18 protein-coding genes are annotated in these 15,675 nt (G+C 61.9%); 8 read left to right on the forward strand and 10 right to left on the reverse strand.

Annotation, left to right across the window (positions count from 1 at the left end):
* Positions 1–188: 188 nt before the first annotated feature.
* Both DQG19_RS15710 and DQG19_RS20945 read right to left on the reverse strand, forming a co-directional pair.
* Positions 189–800: a DUF4375 domain-containing protein gene (locus tag DQG19_RS15710; RefSeq protein WP_116127236.1), complete on the reverse strand. Its 612-nt coding sequence runs from the start codon at positions 798–800 to the stop codon at positions 189–191.
* Positions 801–920: 120 nt separating this feature from the next.
* Positions 921–1,316 carry a hypothetical protein gene (locus tag DQG19_RS20945; protein ID WP_157974546.1) on the reverse strand — a complete coding sequence of 132 codons (396 nt, stop codon included), beginning with the start codon at positions 1,314–1,316 and terminating at the stop codon, positions 921–923.
* A gap of 50 nt (positions 1,317–1,366) precedes the next feature.
* Between DQG19_RS20945 and DQG19_RS15715 the strand changes: the two genes are divergently transcribed.
* Positions 1,367–1,804 carry a helix-turn-helix domain-containing protein gene (locus DQG19_RS15715; RefSeq protein ID WP_116127237.1) on the forward strand — a complete coding sequence of 146 codons (438 nt, stop codon included), beginning with the start codon at positions 1,367–1,369 and terminating at the stop codon, positions 1,802–1,804.
* Here the strand turns inward: DQG19_RS15715 and DQG19_RS15720 are convergent.
* Both DQG19_RS15720 and tnpA read right to left on the reverse strand, forming a co-directional pair.
* On the reverse strand, positions 1,801–2,640 hold the full coding sequence (locus DQG19_RS15720) for an IS3 family transposase (protein WP_116127238.1): 840 nt from the start codon (positions 2,638–2,640) through the stop codon (positions 1,801–1,803). The genes DQG19_RS15715 and DQG19_RS15720 overlap by 4 nt on opposite strands.
* Positions 2,637–2,933 carry an IS66 family insertion sequence element accessory protein TnpA gene (gene tnpA / locus DQG19_RS15725; RefSeq protein WP_116127239.1) on the reverse strand — a complete coding sequence of 99 codons (297 nt, stop codon included), beginning with the start codon at positions 2,931–2,933 and terminating at the stop codon, positions 2,637–2,639. The genes DQG19_RS15720 and tnpA overlap by 4 nt, the downstream gene beginning before the upstream one ends.
* Positions 2,934–3,583: 650 nt before the next feature.
* Between tnpA and DQG19_RS15730 the strand changes: the two genes are divergently transcribed.
* Both DQG19_RS15730 and DQG19_RS15735 read left to right on the forward strand, forming a co-directional pair.
* The gene (locus DQG19_RS15730; protein WP_116127329.1) at positions 3,584–4,345 is read left to right on the forward strand and encodes a creatininase family protein; all 762 of its coding nucleotides are present in this window, start codon (positions 3,584–3,586) and stop codon (positions 4,343–4,345) included.
* Between the two features lie 91 nt (positions 4,346–4,436).
* Positions 4,437–4,646, forward strand: a complete 210-nt coding sequence (locus tag DQG19_RS15735; RefSeq protein ID WP_116127240.1) for a hypothetical protein — start codon at positions 4,437–4,439, stop codon at positions 4,644–4,646.
* A gap of 949 nt (positions 4,647–5,595) precedes the next feature.
* Here the strand turns inward: DQG19_RS15735 and DQG19_RS15740 are convergent.
* Both DQG19_RS15740 and DQG19_RS15745 read right to left on the reverse strand, forming a co-directional pair.
* Complete coding sequence (locus DQG19_RS15740; RefSeq protein WP_116127241.1) at positions 5,596–6,594, reverse strand: family 43 glycosylhydrolase; 999 nt, start codon at positions 6,592–6,594, stop codon at positions 5,596–5,598.
* A gap of 54 nt (positions 6,595–6,648) precedes the next feature.
* Complete coding sequence (locus DQG19_RS15745; protein ID WP_116127242.1) at positions 6,649–7,143, reverse strand: hypothetical protein; 495 nt, start codon at positions 7,141–7,143, stop codon at positions 6,649–6,651.
* 169 nt (positions 7,144–7,312) lie between these two features.
* Between DQG19_RS15745 and DQG19_RS15750 the strand changes: the two genes are divergently transcribed.
* On the forward strand, positions 7,313–7,774 hold the full coding sequence (locus DQG19_RS15750) for a methyltransferase family protein (protein WP_116127243.1): 462 nt from the start codon (positions 7,313–7,315) through the stop codon (positions 7,772–7,774).
* Here DQG19_RS15750 and DQG19_RS15755 read toward each other — a convergent pair.
* The 3 genes from DQG19_RS15755 to DQG19_RS15765 form a co-directional block, all read right to left on the reverse strand.
* On the reverse strand, positions 7,761–8,909 hold the full coding sequence (locus DQG19_RS15755) for a M23 family metallopeptidase (RefSeq protein WP_116127244.1): 1,149 nt from the start codon (positions 8,907–8,909) through the stop codon (positions 7,761–7,763). The genes DQG19_RS15750 and DQG19_RS15755 overlap by 14 nt on opposite strands.
* A 64-nt stretch (positions 8,910–8,973) precedes the next feature.
* Positions 8,974–11,313, reverse strand: coding sequence for an alpha-L-rhamnosidase C-terminal domain-containing protein (locus DQG19_RS15760; protein WP_116127245.1), 2,340 nt, complete (start codon positions 11,311–11,313; stop codon positions 8,974–8,976).
* A gap of 69 nt (positions 11,314–11,382) precedes the next feature.
* On the reverse strand, positions 11,383–11,817 hold the full coding sequence (locus DQG19_RS15765; RefSeq protein ID WP_157974547.1) for a DUF2141 domain-containing protein: 435 nt from the start codon (positions 11,815–11,817) through the stop codon (positions 11,383–11,385).
* 180 nt (positions 11,818–11,997) lie between these two features.
* Between DQG19_RS15765 and DQG19_RS15770 the strand changes: the two genes are divergently transcribed.
* The gene (locus tag DQG19_RS15770; RefSeq protein ID WP_116127247.1) at positions 11,998–12,963 is read left to right on the forward strand and encodes an NAD(P)-dependent alcohol dehydrogenase; all 966 of its coding nucleotides are present in this window, start codon (positions 11,998–12,000) and stop codon (positions 12,961–12,963) included.
* Between the two features lie 61 nt (positions 12,964–13,024).
* Here the strand turns inward: DQG19_RS15770 and DQG19_RS15775 are convergent, their stop codons facing one another.
* The gene (locus DQG19_RS15775) at positions 13,025–13,642 is read right to left on the reverse strand and encodes a protein-tyrosine-phosphatase (protein WP_116127248.1); all 618 of its coding nucleotides are present in this window, start codon (positions 13,640–13,642) and stop codon (positions 13,025–13,027) included.
* A gap of 135 nt (positions 13,643–13,777) precedes the next feature.
* Here DQG19_RS15775 and DQG19_RS15780 point away from each other — a divergent pair, with 135 nt between their 5' ends.
* From DQG19_RS15780 to DQG19_RS15790, 3 genes are read left to right on the forward strand one after another with little or no spacing between them, the layout of a single operon-like run.
* Entirely contained in the window at positions 13,778–14,293 is a 516-nt protein-coding gene (locus DQG19_RS15780; RefSeq protein ID WP_116127249.1) for a hypothetical protein, read from the forward strand.
* A gap of 59 nt (positions 14,294–14,352) precedes the next feature.
* The gene (locus DQG19_RS15785; RefSeq protein ID WP_116127250.1) at positions 14,353–15,354 is read left to right on the forward strand and encodes an SRPBCC family protein; all 1,002 of its coding nucleotides are present in this window, start codon (positions 14,353–14,355) and stop codon (positions 15,352–15,354) included.
* A gap of 5 nt (positions 15,355–15,359) precedes the next feature.
* Positions 15,360–15,605: a Rho termination factor N-terminal domain-containing protein gene (locus DQG19_RS15790; RefSeq protein WP_116127251.1), complete on the forward strand. Its 246-nt coding sequence runs from the start codon at positions 15,360–15,362 to the stop codon at positions 15,603–15,605.
* Positions 15,606–15,675 lie beyond the last annotated feature (70 nt).

The following is a 15,675-nucleotide window of genomic DNA, read 5'->3' on the forward strand; positions in this document are numbered from 1 at the left end:
GCAGTAGGTCACGGCACGGGCCGCCTCACGGCCGGGCGGGGGTGCTATGCCCTACAGTTACTTTCCAGCATGATTGGCCGCAATAGCCGCCCAAGACCAATTGAGGCTAAGTCTTCAGTATGGCAAATAATGCCTTGTGTTAATGAAGTTGAGGCGATGCTGGGCGAATATTATTCATTTTGGACATATTATTCTTGAACAAATAGGCTAGCGTTCGTACGAATGAAATTGGCCTGATAATTTATCAATCCATTTTTCTCATTTAAATCGTAAAACCTTTTGTCAAGGCCGTTTAGCGGATTGTCTTCGTATGATTTACTAAATCCTTCCAGTGTACCGTTTTGGTGTCTAGTGATAGACTGTATGTTTTTTGCATATAAAATATTGCTTCTTACCATCAATTCTGCAAAAGAATTGGCACCAATGTTAAGAAGTAAATCGGGAAGAATAGCGGCGTACTGTCCGCTTGGATTAGCATAGAATTGATTAAATCCTCCATTATTGATCTCGCCTTCCCACAACCAGGTGATGTAGATTGCCCTTTGTCCCTCATTTAGATCCTGCATTATATACTGACTCTGCTTAGTATAATCCTCAGGAAGTTCGTTGAATATTTTGTTGAAAATCAAATACACTAGATCGAATGGATCTGAATTAGCTATCAATTCAGGACTAAGTACTGTGTCATTTACTTGAAGATTGTAGTCGTCAATTGAGTTTGATATTTCATCAAATGAGATATCACTCTTTGCATTTTTAAAGCCCACATTTCGGAGTATTTTGGTCCATATCGCTTTCATATCTCTAGAGCATTAAAATAAGACAGTTCATAATTCTATAATCTTTTGCTCTTCCAATCTATAAAATAGTATGGATCATTGGTTAGCAAGAGAAAAGGTAAAAGAGTTCCACACTTTCACTTAGGTTATAGATTCTATCAACTCTTTACGGTAGATGTCATGAAGAATTTTTAAAGCACATACGCCAATTATAATAATTGACAGTAGCACCCCTGCCCAGTATAAAACAAGTGTACTAGAATCGGCTGTATGTTTACCTTTAGTCATGCGCCTAATCAGTAATTGTGTTCCAGGTCCTATGAAATAAAATATATTTGCGAGCAATAAAGTAAAAGCAGTAAATCTAAGCACATATCCTATATTATACGCAGTGACACTGAACCCTATTAATAGGTATATTATTAAGAATTCGCTGGCAATAATTAGGTTATATTGTAATCTTCTGATATTCCACCACTTAATAATATCACCAGTATCGACTGGTTTTACCTGCTTATGATCAAGTATGTCTTTCATAACTATACCGGTAGCGAAGTGATTTGGGCTTGAAGCCGTATTTTTTGGCCGTGGATTACCAGTTGAGCGAGCAAGACTATCAAAAGCTACGGCAGCTTCAGAAGAATACGAAGCTGAGCCGTCGCCGTTACCGCAAGGTCACAGTACTGGTTATGTTACACCAGGGGTTTAGCGTCAGTATGGTACAGGCAGCTCTGGGATTGGACGACAATACGGTGCGCCGCTACTGGGACGGTTACCAGGACAAGGGCATCGACACCTATCTGGCCGACCACTACGTGCCTTACACGGGTAAGCTGATCGAAGAGCAGGAAGAAGGGCTGGCTGGGCACCTGGATGAGAACCTCTATCTGGACGTCAAGCCCATCATCGCTTATGTAAAAGAGCGGTACGGCGTGCTGTATTCGGAGTCGGGGATGCGTGATCTGCTGCACCGCATTGGCTTCACCTATAAGCAAACCAAAGCCGTACCTGTACGCTTCCCCTAAGCCGCAACCACTCTAAAGTAGAAATTCTCGTTGGCAATTTCGTAGGATTCCGGGCTCTGGTAACCCAGGCTCCGGTGGGGTCGATCGTAGTTGTAGGTCAGTGACCACTGCTGGAGCTGGTCGTTGAGCTCATCCAGACTAGCGAACCAGCACTGATTCAAGCACTCAACCCGCAGCGTCTTGTTAAGGCGCTCGATCAGCCCGTTCTGGCTTGGCTTGCCGGGTTGGATGTGTTTGAGTTCGATAGCGTGGTCTGCGGCCCACTGCCGTAATTGATGACTGATGAACTCCGGGCCGTTGTCACACCGTATGTAAGCGGGGCACCCGCGGACTCCCAGTAATTGATCCAGTACTTCGATCAGCTTACGCGCCGAGATACTGGGATAAGCCTCCGTCCACAGCGCCTTGCGGGAACCTTCGTCCATCACGTTGATGATCCGCACCGGCTGTTGCTGCGGACCGACCACCCAATCGCTGACAAAATCCATCGCCCAGCCCTCGTTGATCCCGTCGGGAGGCAACAGTTCCCGGTATTCCAGCCGGATCCGGGCGCGCTTGGGTGGTAAGCGTAGGTGAAGTCCCGATGCGGTCCAGATCCGGTAGACCCGTTTATGATTGATGACGTGGCCCTGATTACGCAGGTAGTAAAAGATCATCCAGAAGCCCCAGGCCAGGAAGCGTTGGGCGGTACGCTCCAGTAAATCCTGCAACTCCCAGTCCCGCTCTTCGAAGCGAAAGCCCAGGCGGCGGTGATGGTAGGTCTGGCGGCGAAAGCCCAGGACGCGGCAGTTGCGGCGCACACTTTGCCGACGCTGCTGCCTGATCTGATCGATCATTGCTTCTTGGCGTCCTGGGCTTGCCACTTTTTTAGCATGGCATAACCATCTGACAGGATGCCGTGATCAATACTGAGTTCGGCGTACATCTTCTTCAGCCGGGCGTTCTCCGCCTCCAGCTGCTTGAGCCGGCGCTTCGTCTCATCGGCCTCCTCGGCCTGTTCCTTCTTCCACTTGTAGAAGGTAGCCGCGCTGATCTGATGCTGGCGACAGAGATCGGCTACGCTGGTCCCGGCGTCGTGCCGGGCCAAGATCTCAAGCCTCTGGGTGGGGGTAAACTTACTTTTCCGCATGGTAAAACCACTTTTGACGGGTGAACTAATTTAGGGTTAGTTCTACTTTTGGATGGTTGCTCTTTTGGGGAAGCGTACACGCCATCGTCAAGCCGGCGGTGAGCCTTTTCGGTGTCGAAGGCAGCTTTTTAAATTGTTCTACTGTTGGTCGAGGTATAAATGTTGGCTGGTAAGCCGGCCTGCGGTGGCGCACCCAATAGGCGCGCAATTAATTAACCGATGCGCAGCACCATTCCGCACAAAGTACGCACCATCTCCACGTGCGCCTTTTCCCTATCCGCACCATTGAACGGTTGCAACAATAGGTGGGTGACGGGTACCCACCGAGTTGACGGGTACACGCACCCCGTCCGTGCGTATGCGCAACTGGACGGCACGCCTGGTACCAAGTCAACGGGTTCGGTCAGCCCGAAAGGCAACCGAAGGTAAGAACATGAAACCACTACATGCGATGCGCCTCCTACCGCTGACAAGACCTAGCAGCGGATCCGGGAAACCGAATAATTCCCCTATACTTCAACCAGCAACCAACAACTCGTAACCAGCAACTCGTAACCAGCAACCAACAGCCAGCAACCAACGCCCATTCCCCACCACGATTAACCCCTGCACCCGCGCACCCGCCCTATACTTACCCGACCATGTCAAACATCCGCCCCTACCTATTAGCCGAAACCAACTGGAAGCACCTGAAGGACGAGACCATCGACCTGGCCGTGCTGCCGTGGGGGGCCACCGAGGCCCACAACTACCACCTGCCGTACGGCACCGACAACTTCGAGGCCGACGGCCTGGCCACCGAGGCCGCCCGCCTGGCTTGGGAGCGGGGCAGCAAGGTGATCGTGCTGCCGGCCATCCCCTTCGGGATCAATACCGGACAGACGGACATTTACCTCGACATCAACCTGAACCCCTCCACCCAGCTGGCGATCTTGCGGGACGTGATCCGTACCCTCGACCGGCAGGGCATCAAGAAGCTGCTCGTCTTCAACAGCCACGGGGGCAATAGCTTCAAGGTGCTGCTGAAGGAACTCGGCCTGGAGTTCCCGGAGATGTTCCTGTGTACCTCCAACTGGTTTCAGTCGGTGGACAAGACGGAGTACTTCGCGGAGGCCGGCGACCACGCCGATGAGATGGAGACCAGCCTGGTGATGCACCTGCGGCCGGAACTGGTGCTGCCCCTGGGGGAGGCAGGCCCGGGAACCGAAAAGAAGCACGTGATCAAGGCCTTCGAAGAGGGATGGGTCGCCCACGAGCGGCGGTGGTCGCAGGTGACCGACGACACCGGGATCGGCGATCCACGGCAGGCGAGCGCGGCGAAGGGGGAGCGGTTTTTCCACGACGTGGCGGGTAAATTCGCCGACCTCTTCGTGGAACTGGCCTCGCTGGACGTAAATACTATGTATCGCTAGCTGGGATTCAGGGTGGTATGGTGCAGGGCGGATATTGATATAGACCATTACATTTGCGATTCCTGTTGCCTTTGCTTTAGACTACCCTCTCATGACTATCAAACGAATCTCTCAGTGCCTGTGCCTTTTGGGCGGCCTCCTCGAGCTACTCTCTGCTTTTCTGGAATTCAGTTCTACCGATAACCTAGTGCTGGGTAGCTACCTTTCGTGCGTGGCCCTGTTGGCTCTGGTGGCGGGGTTCTCCGGCTTCTTTCTTGACTTCCGCCGCGAATTTTTTGAGCGTCGGTCTGCCCGCTCGTGATGGGTTGGGGGCTTTGGGACTATATCTTTTGGGTTTCGGTGGGGTAGGTTTCACACAGATCTACTACTGCGACGCAGAGGCGCTGCGCTTCAGTACAGATTTTCGCGGTACTAATGCATATGCGCGCGGCACGATCTTCTGATCCATTTCTATCCAGGGAAAAGAACGAAGAGCGGTGGGACAGTTTTACCGCAGATAGCCTGCGGCACACACGGATTCGCTGCGCTCGGTCGCGGATTAACGCAGATTTTCCCGCATGCCGGTAGCATAGTAATAAGATGGCTGTCGCTGCGCAATACAGCACAACGCGCGAAAATCTGTGGGAATCCGCGCCTTGAATCCGCGAAAATCTATGTTAACCTTTACGAGCCGCAGGCGAGCAAAAGCCCCCGCGCATCTGAAACAAAGTTTAACACAGAGCGCCTGCGGCGGCACAGAGGCGCTGCGCTTCAGTATAGATCTTCGCAGATTCCCGCAGGGCTGATGCAGGATTACGCAGAGCGGGCCCGACCTACGGTGTGGCCACGGGAACTGTTGTCGTCGACTTACTTGATACTGCGAGTAGTACCAATTGGTACGCGTCAACACAGGCAGACAAGGGGTCGGAGCAACCGCCCTTGCGAACGCCCGGGAGCCGGGCCGCGAACCGGCGTGAAGAAACCTACACTGTCTGAGCCGGTATGAATAATGAGGTCCCCAATGTTCATCAGTCGAGAACGTGTATCATCGGAGGGTATACCGCCAACGCGAGTTTGTAGGTTTTAGCCGGTTCGGGGTTCGGAGCCCGATCAGGCGGGCGCAGAGGCTTGATCTTTTGGTTCTTTTCTATCAAGAGAAAAGAACGAAGGGGACGGGTTTCCGGTGAAGTAGGTTTCACCCAGAGCGCCTGCGGCTGACACGTATTCGCTGCGCCCGGACACACCGATCAACGCAGATTTTCCCGCACCGCCTATTCAGCGGGCGCAACGGACGGATAGGGAAGCAACACCCCATCCGCTACCGGCACGCCGAACCGGGGGATATTATTCTCCCAGAAGAAGGGCTGCATCTTGACGTAGCGGGCCGACCAGCCGCCGCCGGGCGCGGGCACGGCGTGGTAGACGATCCAGTTCTGCCCGCCAATACGGGTGAAGGAGCAGTGGCCGGGACTGACTACGCCTTCCGTGCCCTCGAAGACGGGGTCGGGTGCCTTGGTCCACGCCGCCGCGTCGAGGGGGTCGTCGCCGGTAAGCGTAAGCCGGCCGAGGCAGTAGTAATCGGACCAACTGCCGCTGGCCGAATAAATGATGTGGGTAGTACCGTCGCGCTGGAGGATTTGCGGCCCCTCGTTGATGGTGGGCAGCTCGGCGGAGGAGCCACGCTTTTCCCACGCCCGGTCGGGACGGGAAATGAGTACGCGCTCCGAGGCGATCGCCGTGGGGGAAGACATCTCCGCGATGTAGATATTCTGACTGACGTTGGCGTCGCCCGCCCATCCCGACCAGACAAAGTACCGCTTGCCGCCGTGCTCCAGGACGGTGCCGTCGATGGCCCACTTGTCAGAGGGGTCGCTGACCTTGCCCGCGTAGCGGAAAGGTCCGGCCAGGGAATCCGCGGCGGAGACCAACACGTGCATCCGGTGGGTGGCGTTATTGCCGTCGTCGGCGGCTACATAGACGTACCAGCGGTCGTCGATATGGTGCAGCTCGGGCGCCCACAGCTCGTGGCTATAGGCGGTACCCTCCGGGGGCGTCCAGAGCCTGGTGGCGGGCGCACCGGCCAACTCGCGCACGTCGGTGGCGGAACGCACCCAGATGGATCCCCCGCGGGAGTAGCAGTAGTGGTACTGGTCACCGTCCTGGACGATCCAGGGATCGGCCCCCTTTTCCAGCAGGGGGTTGGCGAAGCTGCCGGGCGGCTGGGCCGGAAGGAGAGAAGCGGCGAATAAGAGTAAGAGCAGAAGCGGCATTGCGGACAAAGGACGGTGGGAGGGGAAGGTAGGGGTCTCCGGCCGTCCGTCACCCTACCAGCTCAAAAAGTGGTGCTGAATGCCCTCGGCGCGCAGCCAGGTGCCGCGGACGCGGTACAGGTGGAAAACGTAGGGAAACAGTATCAGCAGCTCGGGGCGGAACCCGGCGGCCGGCGCGGCGGGCAGGATGCCGTTGCCGCTCATTACCAGCAGACAGATCACGATGCCGAACAGGCCGTCCAGCAGGGCCACGTCCATTCCCCAGGTCTCCTCGTTGTAGAGACCGAAGGCGGCTATCCCCTTCAGAAAGAACAGGCCCAGCACCAGCAGGGCACCCGGATGGTACAGGGTTTCCTGCCCCCCGACGCCGTAGAGCGACAGCGGTACCGACACCCCGTGGGCATGCAGGAACAAGAGCGCCGGCGCTAGTAGTCCGGCAAAGAGGAAGCAGTAGGTAAAGGCGCGTACGTAAGCGGGCAACAGGTCCCAGCGGCGGTCGGGTGCGGTCTCCGGCGGGGCCGGATAGCGGGCGGTAGAGAAAAGGGGCACGGGAAAAGAGTTATGGGTGGTGTAATTCTTAGACAGGAGGGTAACGGGCCAACGACAACGAATAACCCGCACCTACCGTTTTTTAACAAAGGTTGTTTCGGTTTTTCCGCACTATTCGATACATAGTAAACCCGATATATCGACGGGGAATGCCCCTATCTTGGGCTCCATGAAGTGGCTCATTCCCCCCGTTCTCTGCGTCGGTTGCCTGGCGGGCATGGTGGTGCTCGATCGCTGGCTGCCCCTGGCCCGCCCCCTGGCGGTCCTTCGGTGGCTCGGCCTGGCACTACTGGTGGCCGGGGTACTGCTCATCGTGACGGTAGGCCTGCTGCTGCTCCGCTACCGGACGGAAATTCACACCTTCGGCGAGCCGCGGAGGCTGGTCACGGGAGGCCCGTTTCGCTTTTCCCGCAATCCGATCTACCTCGGCTTCGTCGTGAGCCTGCTGGGGGCCTGGTGCTACCTGGGCAGCGTGTCGCCCCTGCTCGGCGTGGTCGCCTTCTTTCTGGCCGCCAATTACTGGTACATACCCTTCGAGGAGGAGCGGCTGCTGGAGGCTTTCGGGGAGGCGTACCGTACGTACCAGCGCCGCGTGGCCCGCTGGCTGGGCCCGGGAATCAGTCGAAGTTGACATAGCCCGTCTCGCCCCGCCCGGTGCGGATGCGGTAGAAACGGCCGGTAGCCCCCAGCACGGTGACCGGCTCGGTATTCTCGAGTTGCCGGATCACCACCTCCCGGCGGCTCTCCGGGCGCACGCGCAGGTAGTGGCGCCCGCGGGCCGGCACGGCATCGGGCACGGCGGCGGAGGTGATAGGGTACACGGCGGGCGCGGGTGCGGCGTCCGGCCGTAGGAGGTAAGGCCACGGGTCGCGGGCCCCGTTGCGGTAAATACCGAAGTGTAGATGGGCGGGGGTCGTCCGGGCGTTGCCGGTGTTGCCGACCAGGCCGATGGTGTCGCCCCGGCTGACGTTTTGCCCGTCCCGTACGAGCTGCCGGTCGAGGTGGGCGTAGTAGTACGAGAGATTGCGCCCCTCGGCGTCCAGCAGCCAGATCGTCTTGCCGCCCAGGCCGCCATCCCTGACGGAGGACACCCGCCCGTCCGCTACCGCCACCAGCGGCGTGCCCCGCGGCGCGAAGATGTCGTTGCCCTCGTGCCGGCGCCCCCCGGAGCGGGCGTCGCCCCAGAAGGACTGCACGTCGCCCTGGTCGTGACCGGCCACGGGGAAGGTAAGGATAGGATCGGTACGCAGCTCCACAGTGTAGGTACCTCCGTCGGCGGGGCCGGACTGAAGCAACAATAGCAATTCTTCCCCCTGCGGCAACTCGGTTTCGTAGTAGAGCCCCGTTTCCCGCATATCCCACCGCAGGATGGCGTCGTCCGGATCGATACGGCCGGTGTCCGGTACGGTGAAGAGTTCCCCGAAGACCGGTGCCGGACCACCGTCAACCTGCACCGTCAGTCGCCGGCCGGGCGGCAGCAGGAGACGGTAGGAGAGGGCGGTCAGTGACGCATCCGGCGCGTAGCGAACGACCTCCCGATAGGGCAGAGAAACGGACAGGCTATCGTCCAGCGCGCTCCGGTAGGCGGCCTCCCAGGAAGCGCACAGGTCCTCCGCCGCCCGCCCCTCGAAGCGGTTCCGCGCGAAGGTTTCCCGCGGCGTACGAGGCACGACGATGTCCTCCACCCGGTCGACCACGCCGCGGAACGTCCGCTTACAGGACGCTACGCTAAGCAGGATCAGCAGGGGTAAAAGGTATCGGATCATACCCCGCAAACAAGCGACCGGCAGCGGGGATGCTACTTAAGGCTTTTTTAACCGGGGAACACGGCTACTTGCCGGGAATACGCAGCACCTGCGTTCCCGCTCCCAGTTCTGCCTCGGTGTCGCCCAGCGTGAAGCTACCGGTGACGCCCTCGGGTAGGGTAACGGTGTAACTTCTCGCCCCCCCGGCCACGTCGTGCGCGACCACTACCGGTCCGTGGGGCGTCGGCACGGTGGCCGAGAAAGGAAAGTCCGGCACGTCGGCGGGCCGTACGCTGACCTCCCGGAAGCCCGGTGCCGCGGGACGCACCCCGGCGACCAGCGCCGGCAGGTGGTAATTGGGACTGCTGCTCCAGGCGTGACAGTCGGAGCGCGTTTCCCCCGGTTGCTCGGGCCAGGTGGTGAAGCCCTGGTCGAGGTAGCCGCGCCACTGGTCCAGGAAGGCGGGATACAGATCGCCCCGCCCCGCCGCGTACAGTGCCTCGGCCAGGTAGAAGTCGAAGTAGGAGGAGGAGGGCGTGAGCGTGGTATCGCTCAGCACCCGGTCGAGCACCTGGCCCGTGGGCACGGGCAGTCCGCCGTTCAGGATGCCGATGATGTTGGCGTGCTGGCTGAAGGAGGTACCACCAGGCGTATCGGCGAGTAAGCCACGGCCGGGGTCCCAGCATTGGTCGACGATGGTCGCCGTAAGGGTATCGGCCCGCCGCCGGTAGGTGTCGGCTTCCGCCTCACGGCCGCCGTAGGCAAAGAGCTCCGCCGCCGCGTTGAGCGCCTGTACGTACTGGCCGGTGATCACCGAGCTGCCGCCCTGCTGCGGGGGCTCGCCGCCCTTGCGGGTGCCGTCGTTCCAGCTGAAACCGCGCGGCGTCCAGTCCACGAAGTTCCAGTAGGGGGTAGAGCCGATCAGTCCGTTGGCCAGCTCCTGCCGGCGGTACCAGTCGAGCACCGCGGCCACCCCGTCCAGCTGGTCGCGGATAAAGGCCGGCTCGTCCACGTGCATCGCGTAGTCGTACACCATCAGGATCCACATGAGGGAGTAGGGCGGGATGATCTGCCCGGCGTTGTCGGGGGCGCGGCTGAGGGTGAGCCCCTCCGCGATGCGGCTGTCCTGGAATAGCTGGATGGCCTTGCGCATCAGCCGCGCGTCGCCGCTGGCGTAGAGACTGATCAACGCCTGGATACGGGTATCGCCGGGGTACTGCAGCTGCTCGTAGTAGGGGCAGTCGACGTAGGTCTCCTGGGCGCACAGCCGGGCAGTGCGCCAGCCTACCCCGATGATCTCGTCGATGCGGCGTTCCGGCTGGGAAGCGGTAAAGTCGCCGTTCTCCACGAAGGGGTAGGCCAGCTCGGTCACGTCCAGACCCGTGAGGCGCAGGGGCTCGTCACCGGTTTCGAATTCCACTTGCAGGTAGCGGGCCGTCCGGAACCAGAGGGTGGTGAAGGTGCGCGGCCGCCCGTCAAGCAGGAACTCATCGTAGGCACCCAGGATGTGCTTGCCGGCGATGCTGTCGCGGTGGCCCTTGCGTCCGTCCGCGTCGAAGAGGCTTTCGGCGTAAGTGACGCGGATGCGGGCCCCGCTGCCCCCCTCCGTCTGCCAGTCGAAGAAGGCGTTCGTGAGGTGGCCCATGTCGAGCAGGAAGCTGTCGCGGGTGTTGGCCGGCAGCAGGGTGTCGACGAAGCGGCCCGCGCGGCGGTCGTCCCGGATGACCAGGGGCGGCGGCAGGGGGCGCAGCTCCATATCGGGGATCTGCTGCGGCACCAGCGGCCAGAGCATTTCGGTATCGGTACCGCGCGGCAGGGCGCGGGTGATGTAGTTGGCACGTTCGGGGAAGTCGCTGCTGTCGCGCGGCAACTTACCGGCGTCGATGCGCAGCTGCGGGCCCACCACGAAGTAGGCGCGCAGCCGCTCGCGAGCGTCGGTGATGGGGGCATAAGCTTCGCTGCAGCGGGCCGACCAGTTGCCGTCGCTGCGGAGTTCCGCGAAGGCTTCCGTGCGCGGCTGGAAGACGAAAGCCGTCCGCAGGCTCTCCTGCCAGCGGGGCCGGTCGATACCGTAGTTCCAGACGGTAGCCGTGATGCGGTTCTCGCCGTTGGTCAGGTAGGGCGCCAGGTCGTAGGTGGCGTAGCGCCAGTGCATTCGGTCGGCGCGGGAGGGACCCATACCTACCAGCTCGCCGTTGACGTATAATCGATAGCGGTTGTCGGCCGAGACCATCACCGGCAGGGAGTCGGGCAGGGCGGTGACCGTAAAGGTGCGGCTGAAGTCGACTACGGCAAAGGTCGTGGCGGGCGCGCAGGGTGCGGTGATCCAGGCGGCCTCCCAGGGCCTGTCCTGCCACCCATCCTGGCCGGAGAGGCCGGATCCGGAAGCTAACAGGCAAGCAAGGAGAAGAAGGCGTGGGTGCATGATCGGGCGAATGAGGGACTCCAATATAACATTCCCCTCCCACGCCCGTCGGGCCGTAGCGAGGCCCGCCTAGAGGTAGCGGAACTTCGTCTCGACGACCTTCTTGCCGGCCTTCAGCTCGAAGGAGAAGTCGGAAAACACCGGCCGCGACAGCCCGCTGAGGTAGTAATCGGAGAAGCCGAAACCTTCCTTCGGCATGCCCAGCCAGTTGTAGTCCATGTCCCCGTTGTCGTCCTCGTCGTCGACCAGCGCCAGGCCGTAGGTGCCCGCCGGCAGGCTGATCTCCGAAGTGAGTCGCCCGTTCTTCAGCTTTCCCCGTTTCGGGATGCGAATGGTCTCCACCGGGTCTCCGGCCTTGAAGCCCCGCTGGTCCCGGAAGACGGACACCAGGACGCTCCCGTCCTCGTTTCTCAGGTTGCTGACCTCGAGGGTAAAGGTGAGCTCGTCCTGGGCGGAAAGGGGATCGCAGACGAGCAGGAGCAGGAGACCGAGTATGGCTTTCATGGGGATACGTTTTCTGATGGCCGGAAAGTCCTCGAAGGTAGGCCCGGGCGGGACACGGCGTGATCGTATGCCCGACATTCACTCCGTAGCTCGTCGGTAGGGGGCCGGCACCGGTCGAAAGGAGGTGCACGCCGGCGGGCGGGGGCCGTAGTTGGCTTTCATTACCCAACGACCCACACCATGCAAGCCGCCTGCCGCCACGAATACGGCCCTCCTGATACAATCGCCCTCGAAACCGTGCCGCGCCCGGTCCCCCAGGACAACGAGCTACTCGTACGCGTGCACTGCACCACCGTGAACCGCACCGACTGCGCCAACCTGACCGGCCGGCCGCTGGTCATGCACCTCGTGCTGGGCCTCCGCCGCCCGCGACGGGCCCGCATCGGGACCGACTTCGCCGGCGAGGTAGTGGCCACCGGGCCCGGGGTGAGAAATTACCGGGTGGGCGACCGTGTCTGCGGCTTCCGGGATACCGGTCTGGGCGGGCACGCGGAGTACGTCTGTCTGCCGGAGGACGGCCCGCTGCTGCCGGTCCCCGAGGGGGTCGACCTTCCCACCGCGGTGGCGGCGCTGGAGGGCGGCCACTACGCCTACACCTTCCTGCGACGCACGGAGCTTCGCCCCGGAGAGCGCTTACTGATCAACGGAGCTACCCGTGCCATCGGATCGGCCCTGCTGCAATTTGTCGCCCACCGCGGCGCGCACATCACCGCTACCTGCCGGCCCGAACACCGCGGACGCGTGCTTGCGCTGGGCGCGGATCGGGTCATCGACTATACGCGGGAAGACTTCACACGCGGCGGCGAGACCTACGACCACGTCCTGGACGCCGTGGGCAAAAGTACCTTCGGGCGGTGCCGCCCCCTACTTTCCGCCCGGGGCACGTACACCTCCTCCGAGCCCGGCCCGTGGTGGCAGAACCCCGTGCTGGCCCTCCTCACACCGCTGGGCCGGGGGCGACAGGTAGGCTTCCCGGTGCCCTTCAGCTACCGCGAATCCTTTCCCTACCTCCGCAAGTGCCTGGAGCGCGGTACTTACCGGCCGCTGATCGACCTGACGTTCCCGCTGCGGGAAATTGCCGAGGCGTACCGCTACGTGCTTTCCGGGCAGAAAGTGGGCAGCGTCATATTGACGGTCCATTCGTAGCCCCGGCCGGGCATGGCGCGCAACGGGCCCCGTTGCCGGCGCCGGCACCCTGCCCGCCGCACTACCCTACCCCGGCCACCAGCGCCATGGCGTAAAACATCTCCCGCCCGATCTCCCGCAACCGCGCGTCGTAGGCGGCCGCCTGTGCGGCCGTCCCGTCGCTGACCTTCGGGTCGGCGAAGGGCAGGGCCACCCGCAGCGCGGCACCCGCCACCACCGGGCAGCCGGCATCCGCCGCGTCGCATACGAGCAGGGCGGCGAAGTCGCGGGTGGGATTGGGCGGCGCGGCGTAGTGCTTGGAGAATACCCGGCAGACCGCGCCCCGCCCCCCCCAGCCGACGCGGTATTCCGGATTCGCCGCCGGGCCCGCCACCGCCTCCACGGAGAAGCCGAAGCGGCGCAGGGCCTCCGTCGCGGCGGGGTAGAGTGCCGTAGCTTCCGTACCGCCGGAGTAGGTCTCCACGCCCGTCACGCCGTAATGGTCGGCCGCCAGGGCCAGCATCAGCTGGGCGAAGTGGGAGCGCCGGGAGTTGTGGGTGCAGATGGCGACGACGCGGGCCGGGTGGCCGGCATCGAGCCGCCGGCGCACGTAGTCGGCCAGCGCGGACAACCGTGACCGCCGGGGGGCCGGCAGATCGCCCCATGCGTCCGTCAGGGTAGCGAGATCAGATACGGTCATGCCGCAAGATAGGGTACCGGCCGACCGCTCTACGCAAGCATACTGTTGTGCGATTTGATTTAAATCGTATTTTAGCATAGGCTATTCCGCTCACCGGCAGCGGTGCCGCACTATTGAACGATACACCCACACCACATGTACGCTTCGCCCCGTGACCCCGTCAACGGTACCCTCGGTCGTGCTGTCTCCATCGGCACGACTCCCCAGATTCGCTCCCCCGCCGAAGAAGTAGCGGACGTATTCCACCGCAGCCTTCCGGGGCACGCGCGCCGGCGGGCGGCGGCGGCCCACTTCGCGGCGGGGCGCCTCCGGGCGGCGGCGGCGAGCCTCGACGCGGAACTCGTGGAAGCCGAAGTCGACGCCTTGCTCGCCCAGTGGGAAATGCTCCGCGACCGCCGCCCGATACTCCGGATCCGTCTTGCGGTGCGGGCGCGGGACTTCCTGCTGCTGGCCCTGCTGGCCGCCGTCGACGAGACGCTGCCGGACCGGGCCGACCGCGCCACCGAGTTCTTCGAAGCCTCCCTCCGGGCCAGTCCGGCACCGGGAACGCTCCGGCTCTACGCCAACTTCTGCCGGCGCCACGGCCGTCCCGTCACGGCCCGTGAGCTGTACGGGCGGGCGGCAACGATCGGCGGGGGCGGCAAGAAATAATCCGGCCCCGGAGTACCTTCTTGCGGTCGATCATCGTCCTACTACTACCGATTCGCCGTATGCCACTAGCTCTGCCCGCTGACGCCCTGGCCCGACGCGCCGTAGCGATCCTGACCACCCTGCCCGTAGCGGGCGCTCTCACGGCCTGGGGTATCTACGGGCTCGGTAGTTACGGCCTGGCCCTCTTTGCCCTGACGCCCCTGCTCATCGGCTTCCTGGCGGCGGTGGTGAACGGCTACGGGCGGACGGCGACGCGGGTCGAAGCCACCGTCACGGCCTTCCTGGCCCTGGGCCTCTTTACCGCGGGGCTTGTCCTGTTTGCCGTGGAGGGGCTCATCTGCATAGCCATGGCGGCCCCGCTGGCGGTACTCTTCACCTGGCTGGGGGCCGTGGCCGGGCACGCTGCCGCAGATCGCCACCGTGGCGGCTCGCTCCTCACCGTAGGGGTGCTGCTGGTGGCTATCCCCCTGCTTTCTTCGGCCGAACGGGGCAGTCCGCCCCCCGCGGAGCCCGTGACCACCCGGGTGGTGGTAGCCGCACCGCCGGAGCGGGTCTGGCGGGAGGTCGTTGCCTTTTCTCCCCTGCCGGAGCCCGACGAGTGGCTGTTCCGGCTGGGCATCGCGTACCCCATCGACGCGACCATCGCCGGCACGGGCGTGGGGGCCGTGCGCCACTGCAACTTCAATACCGGCAGTTTTGTGGAGCCGGTCACGGTCTGGGATCCGCCGCACCGGCTGGCGTTCGACGTGCGGCAGCAGCCCGTACCGCTGCGGGAGATCAGCTTCTGGGACGTGGATGCCCCCCACCTGCACGACTTCTTCGTCTCGCGCCGCGGGGAATTTCGCCTCACCGCCCGGGAAGACGGTACCACCCTGCTGGAGGGCACTACTTGGTACTACCACGACCTGCGCCCCGCCTTCTACTGGCGGTGGTGGAGCAACGCCATCGTGCACGCCATCCACGCGCGGGTACTGAACCACGTCCGCTCGGAGGCGGAAAAATCCCCCGCACCCGCGTCCGCGCCCAAACACGGCCCCCGGGATTCCGGTTTTTCCCAATAAAAGCCATGGCCAAGGACCGACCCAGCGTCAAGAACGACGAGCAGTACGAAGCCCTCCGCGACGAGGGAATGAGCAAACATAAAGCTGCCCGTATCGCCAATACCCCCGACGCGGGCAAGAAGGGCGGAGAAGCCGAGAACTACGAAGACCGCACCAAGGATGAGCTGTACGAGCAGGCCAAAAAGGTAGGTATCGAAGGCCGCTCCAAGATGAGCAAGGAGGAGCTCATCGAGGCCCTGCGCAACAGCTAGCCGCGGCGCGGACGCAGGTGCCGGGGCCGGCGGGTCGGCGAACAATTCCGGTTGGCCCCGGTACCAATGA

This window comes from Lewinella sp. IMCC34183 (assembly GCF_003390915.1).
GTDB lineage: Bacteria > Bacteroidota > Bacteroidia > Chitinophagales > Saprospiraceae > Neolewinella.

What these genes read in the sequence shown, in the direction of transcription:
- DQG19_RS15710 (WP_116127236.1), bottom strand. Translation starts at nt 800, where the DNA reads ATGAAAGCGATATGGACCAAAATACTCCGAAATGTGGGCTTTAAAAAT.
- DQG19_RS20945 (WP_157974546.1), bottom strand. Translation starts at nt 1,316, where the DNA reads ATGAAAGACATACTTGATCATAAGCAGGTAAAACCAGTCGATACTGGT.
- DQG19_RS15720 (WP_116127238.1), bottom strand. Translation starts at nt 2,640, where the DNA reads ATGATCGATCAGATCAGGCAGCAGCGTCGGCAAAGTGTGCGCCGCAAC.
- tnpA (WP_116127239.1), bottom strand. Translation starts at nt 2,933, where the DNA reads ATGCGGAAAAGTAAGTTTACCCCCACCCAGAGGCTTGAGATCTTGGCC.
- DQG19_RS15735 (WP_116127240.1), top strand. Translation starts at nt 4,437, where the DNA reads ATGACTATCAAACGAATCTCTCAGTGCCTGTGCCTTTTGGGCGGCCTC.
- DQG19_RS15740 (WP_116127241.1), bottom strand. Translation starts at nt 6,594, where the DNA reads ATGCCGCTTCTGCTCTTACTCTTATTCGCCGCTTCTCTCCTTCCGGCC.
- DQG19_RS15750 (WP_116127243.1), top strand. Translation starts at nt 7,313, where the DNA reads ATGAAGTGGCTCATTCCCCCCGTTCTCTGCGTCGGTTGCCTGGCGGGC.
- DQG19_RS15755 (WP_116127244.1), bottom strand. Translation starts at nt 8,909, where the DNA reads ATGATCCGATACCTTTTACCCCTGCTGATCCTGCTTAGCGTAGCGTCC.
- DQG19_RS15760 (WP_116127245.1), bottom strand. Translation starts at nt 11,313, where the DNA reads ATGCACCCACGCCTTCTTCTCCTTGCTTGCCTGTTAGCTTCCGGATCC.
- DQG19_RS15765 (WP_157974547.1), bottom strand. Translation starts at nt 11,817, where the DNA reads ATGAAAGCCATACTCGGTCTCCTGCTCCTGCTCGTCTGCGATCCCCTT.
- DQG19_RS15770 (WP_116127247.1), top strand. Translation starts at nt 11,998, where the DNA reads ATGCAAGCCGCCTGCCGCCACGAATACGGCCCTCCTGATACAATCGCC.
- DQG19_RS15775 (WP_116127248.1), bottom strand. Translation starts at nt 13,642, where the DNA reads ATGACCGTATCTGATCTCGCTACCCTGACGGACGCATGGGGCGATCTG.
- DQG19_RS15780 (WP_116127249.1), top strand. Translation starts at nt 13,778, where the DNA reads ATGTACGCTTCGCCCCGTGACCCCGTCAACGGTACCCTCGGTCGTGCT.
- DQG19_RS15785 (WP_116127250.1), top strand. Translation starts at nt 14,353, where the DNA reads ATGCCACTAGCTCTGCCCGCTGACGCCCTGGCCCGACGCGCCGTAGCG.
- DQG19_RS15790 (WP_116127251.1), top strand. Translation starts at nt 15,360, where the DNA reads ATGGCCAAGGACCGACCCAGCGTCAAGAACGACGAGCAGTACGAAGCC.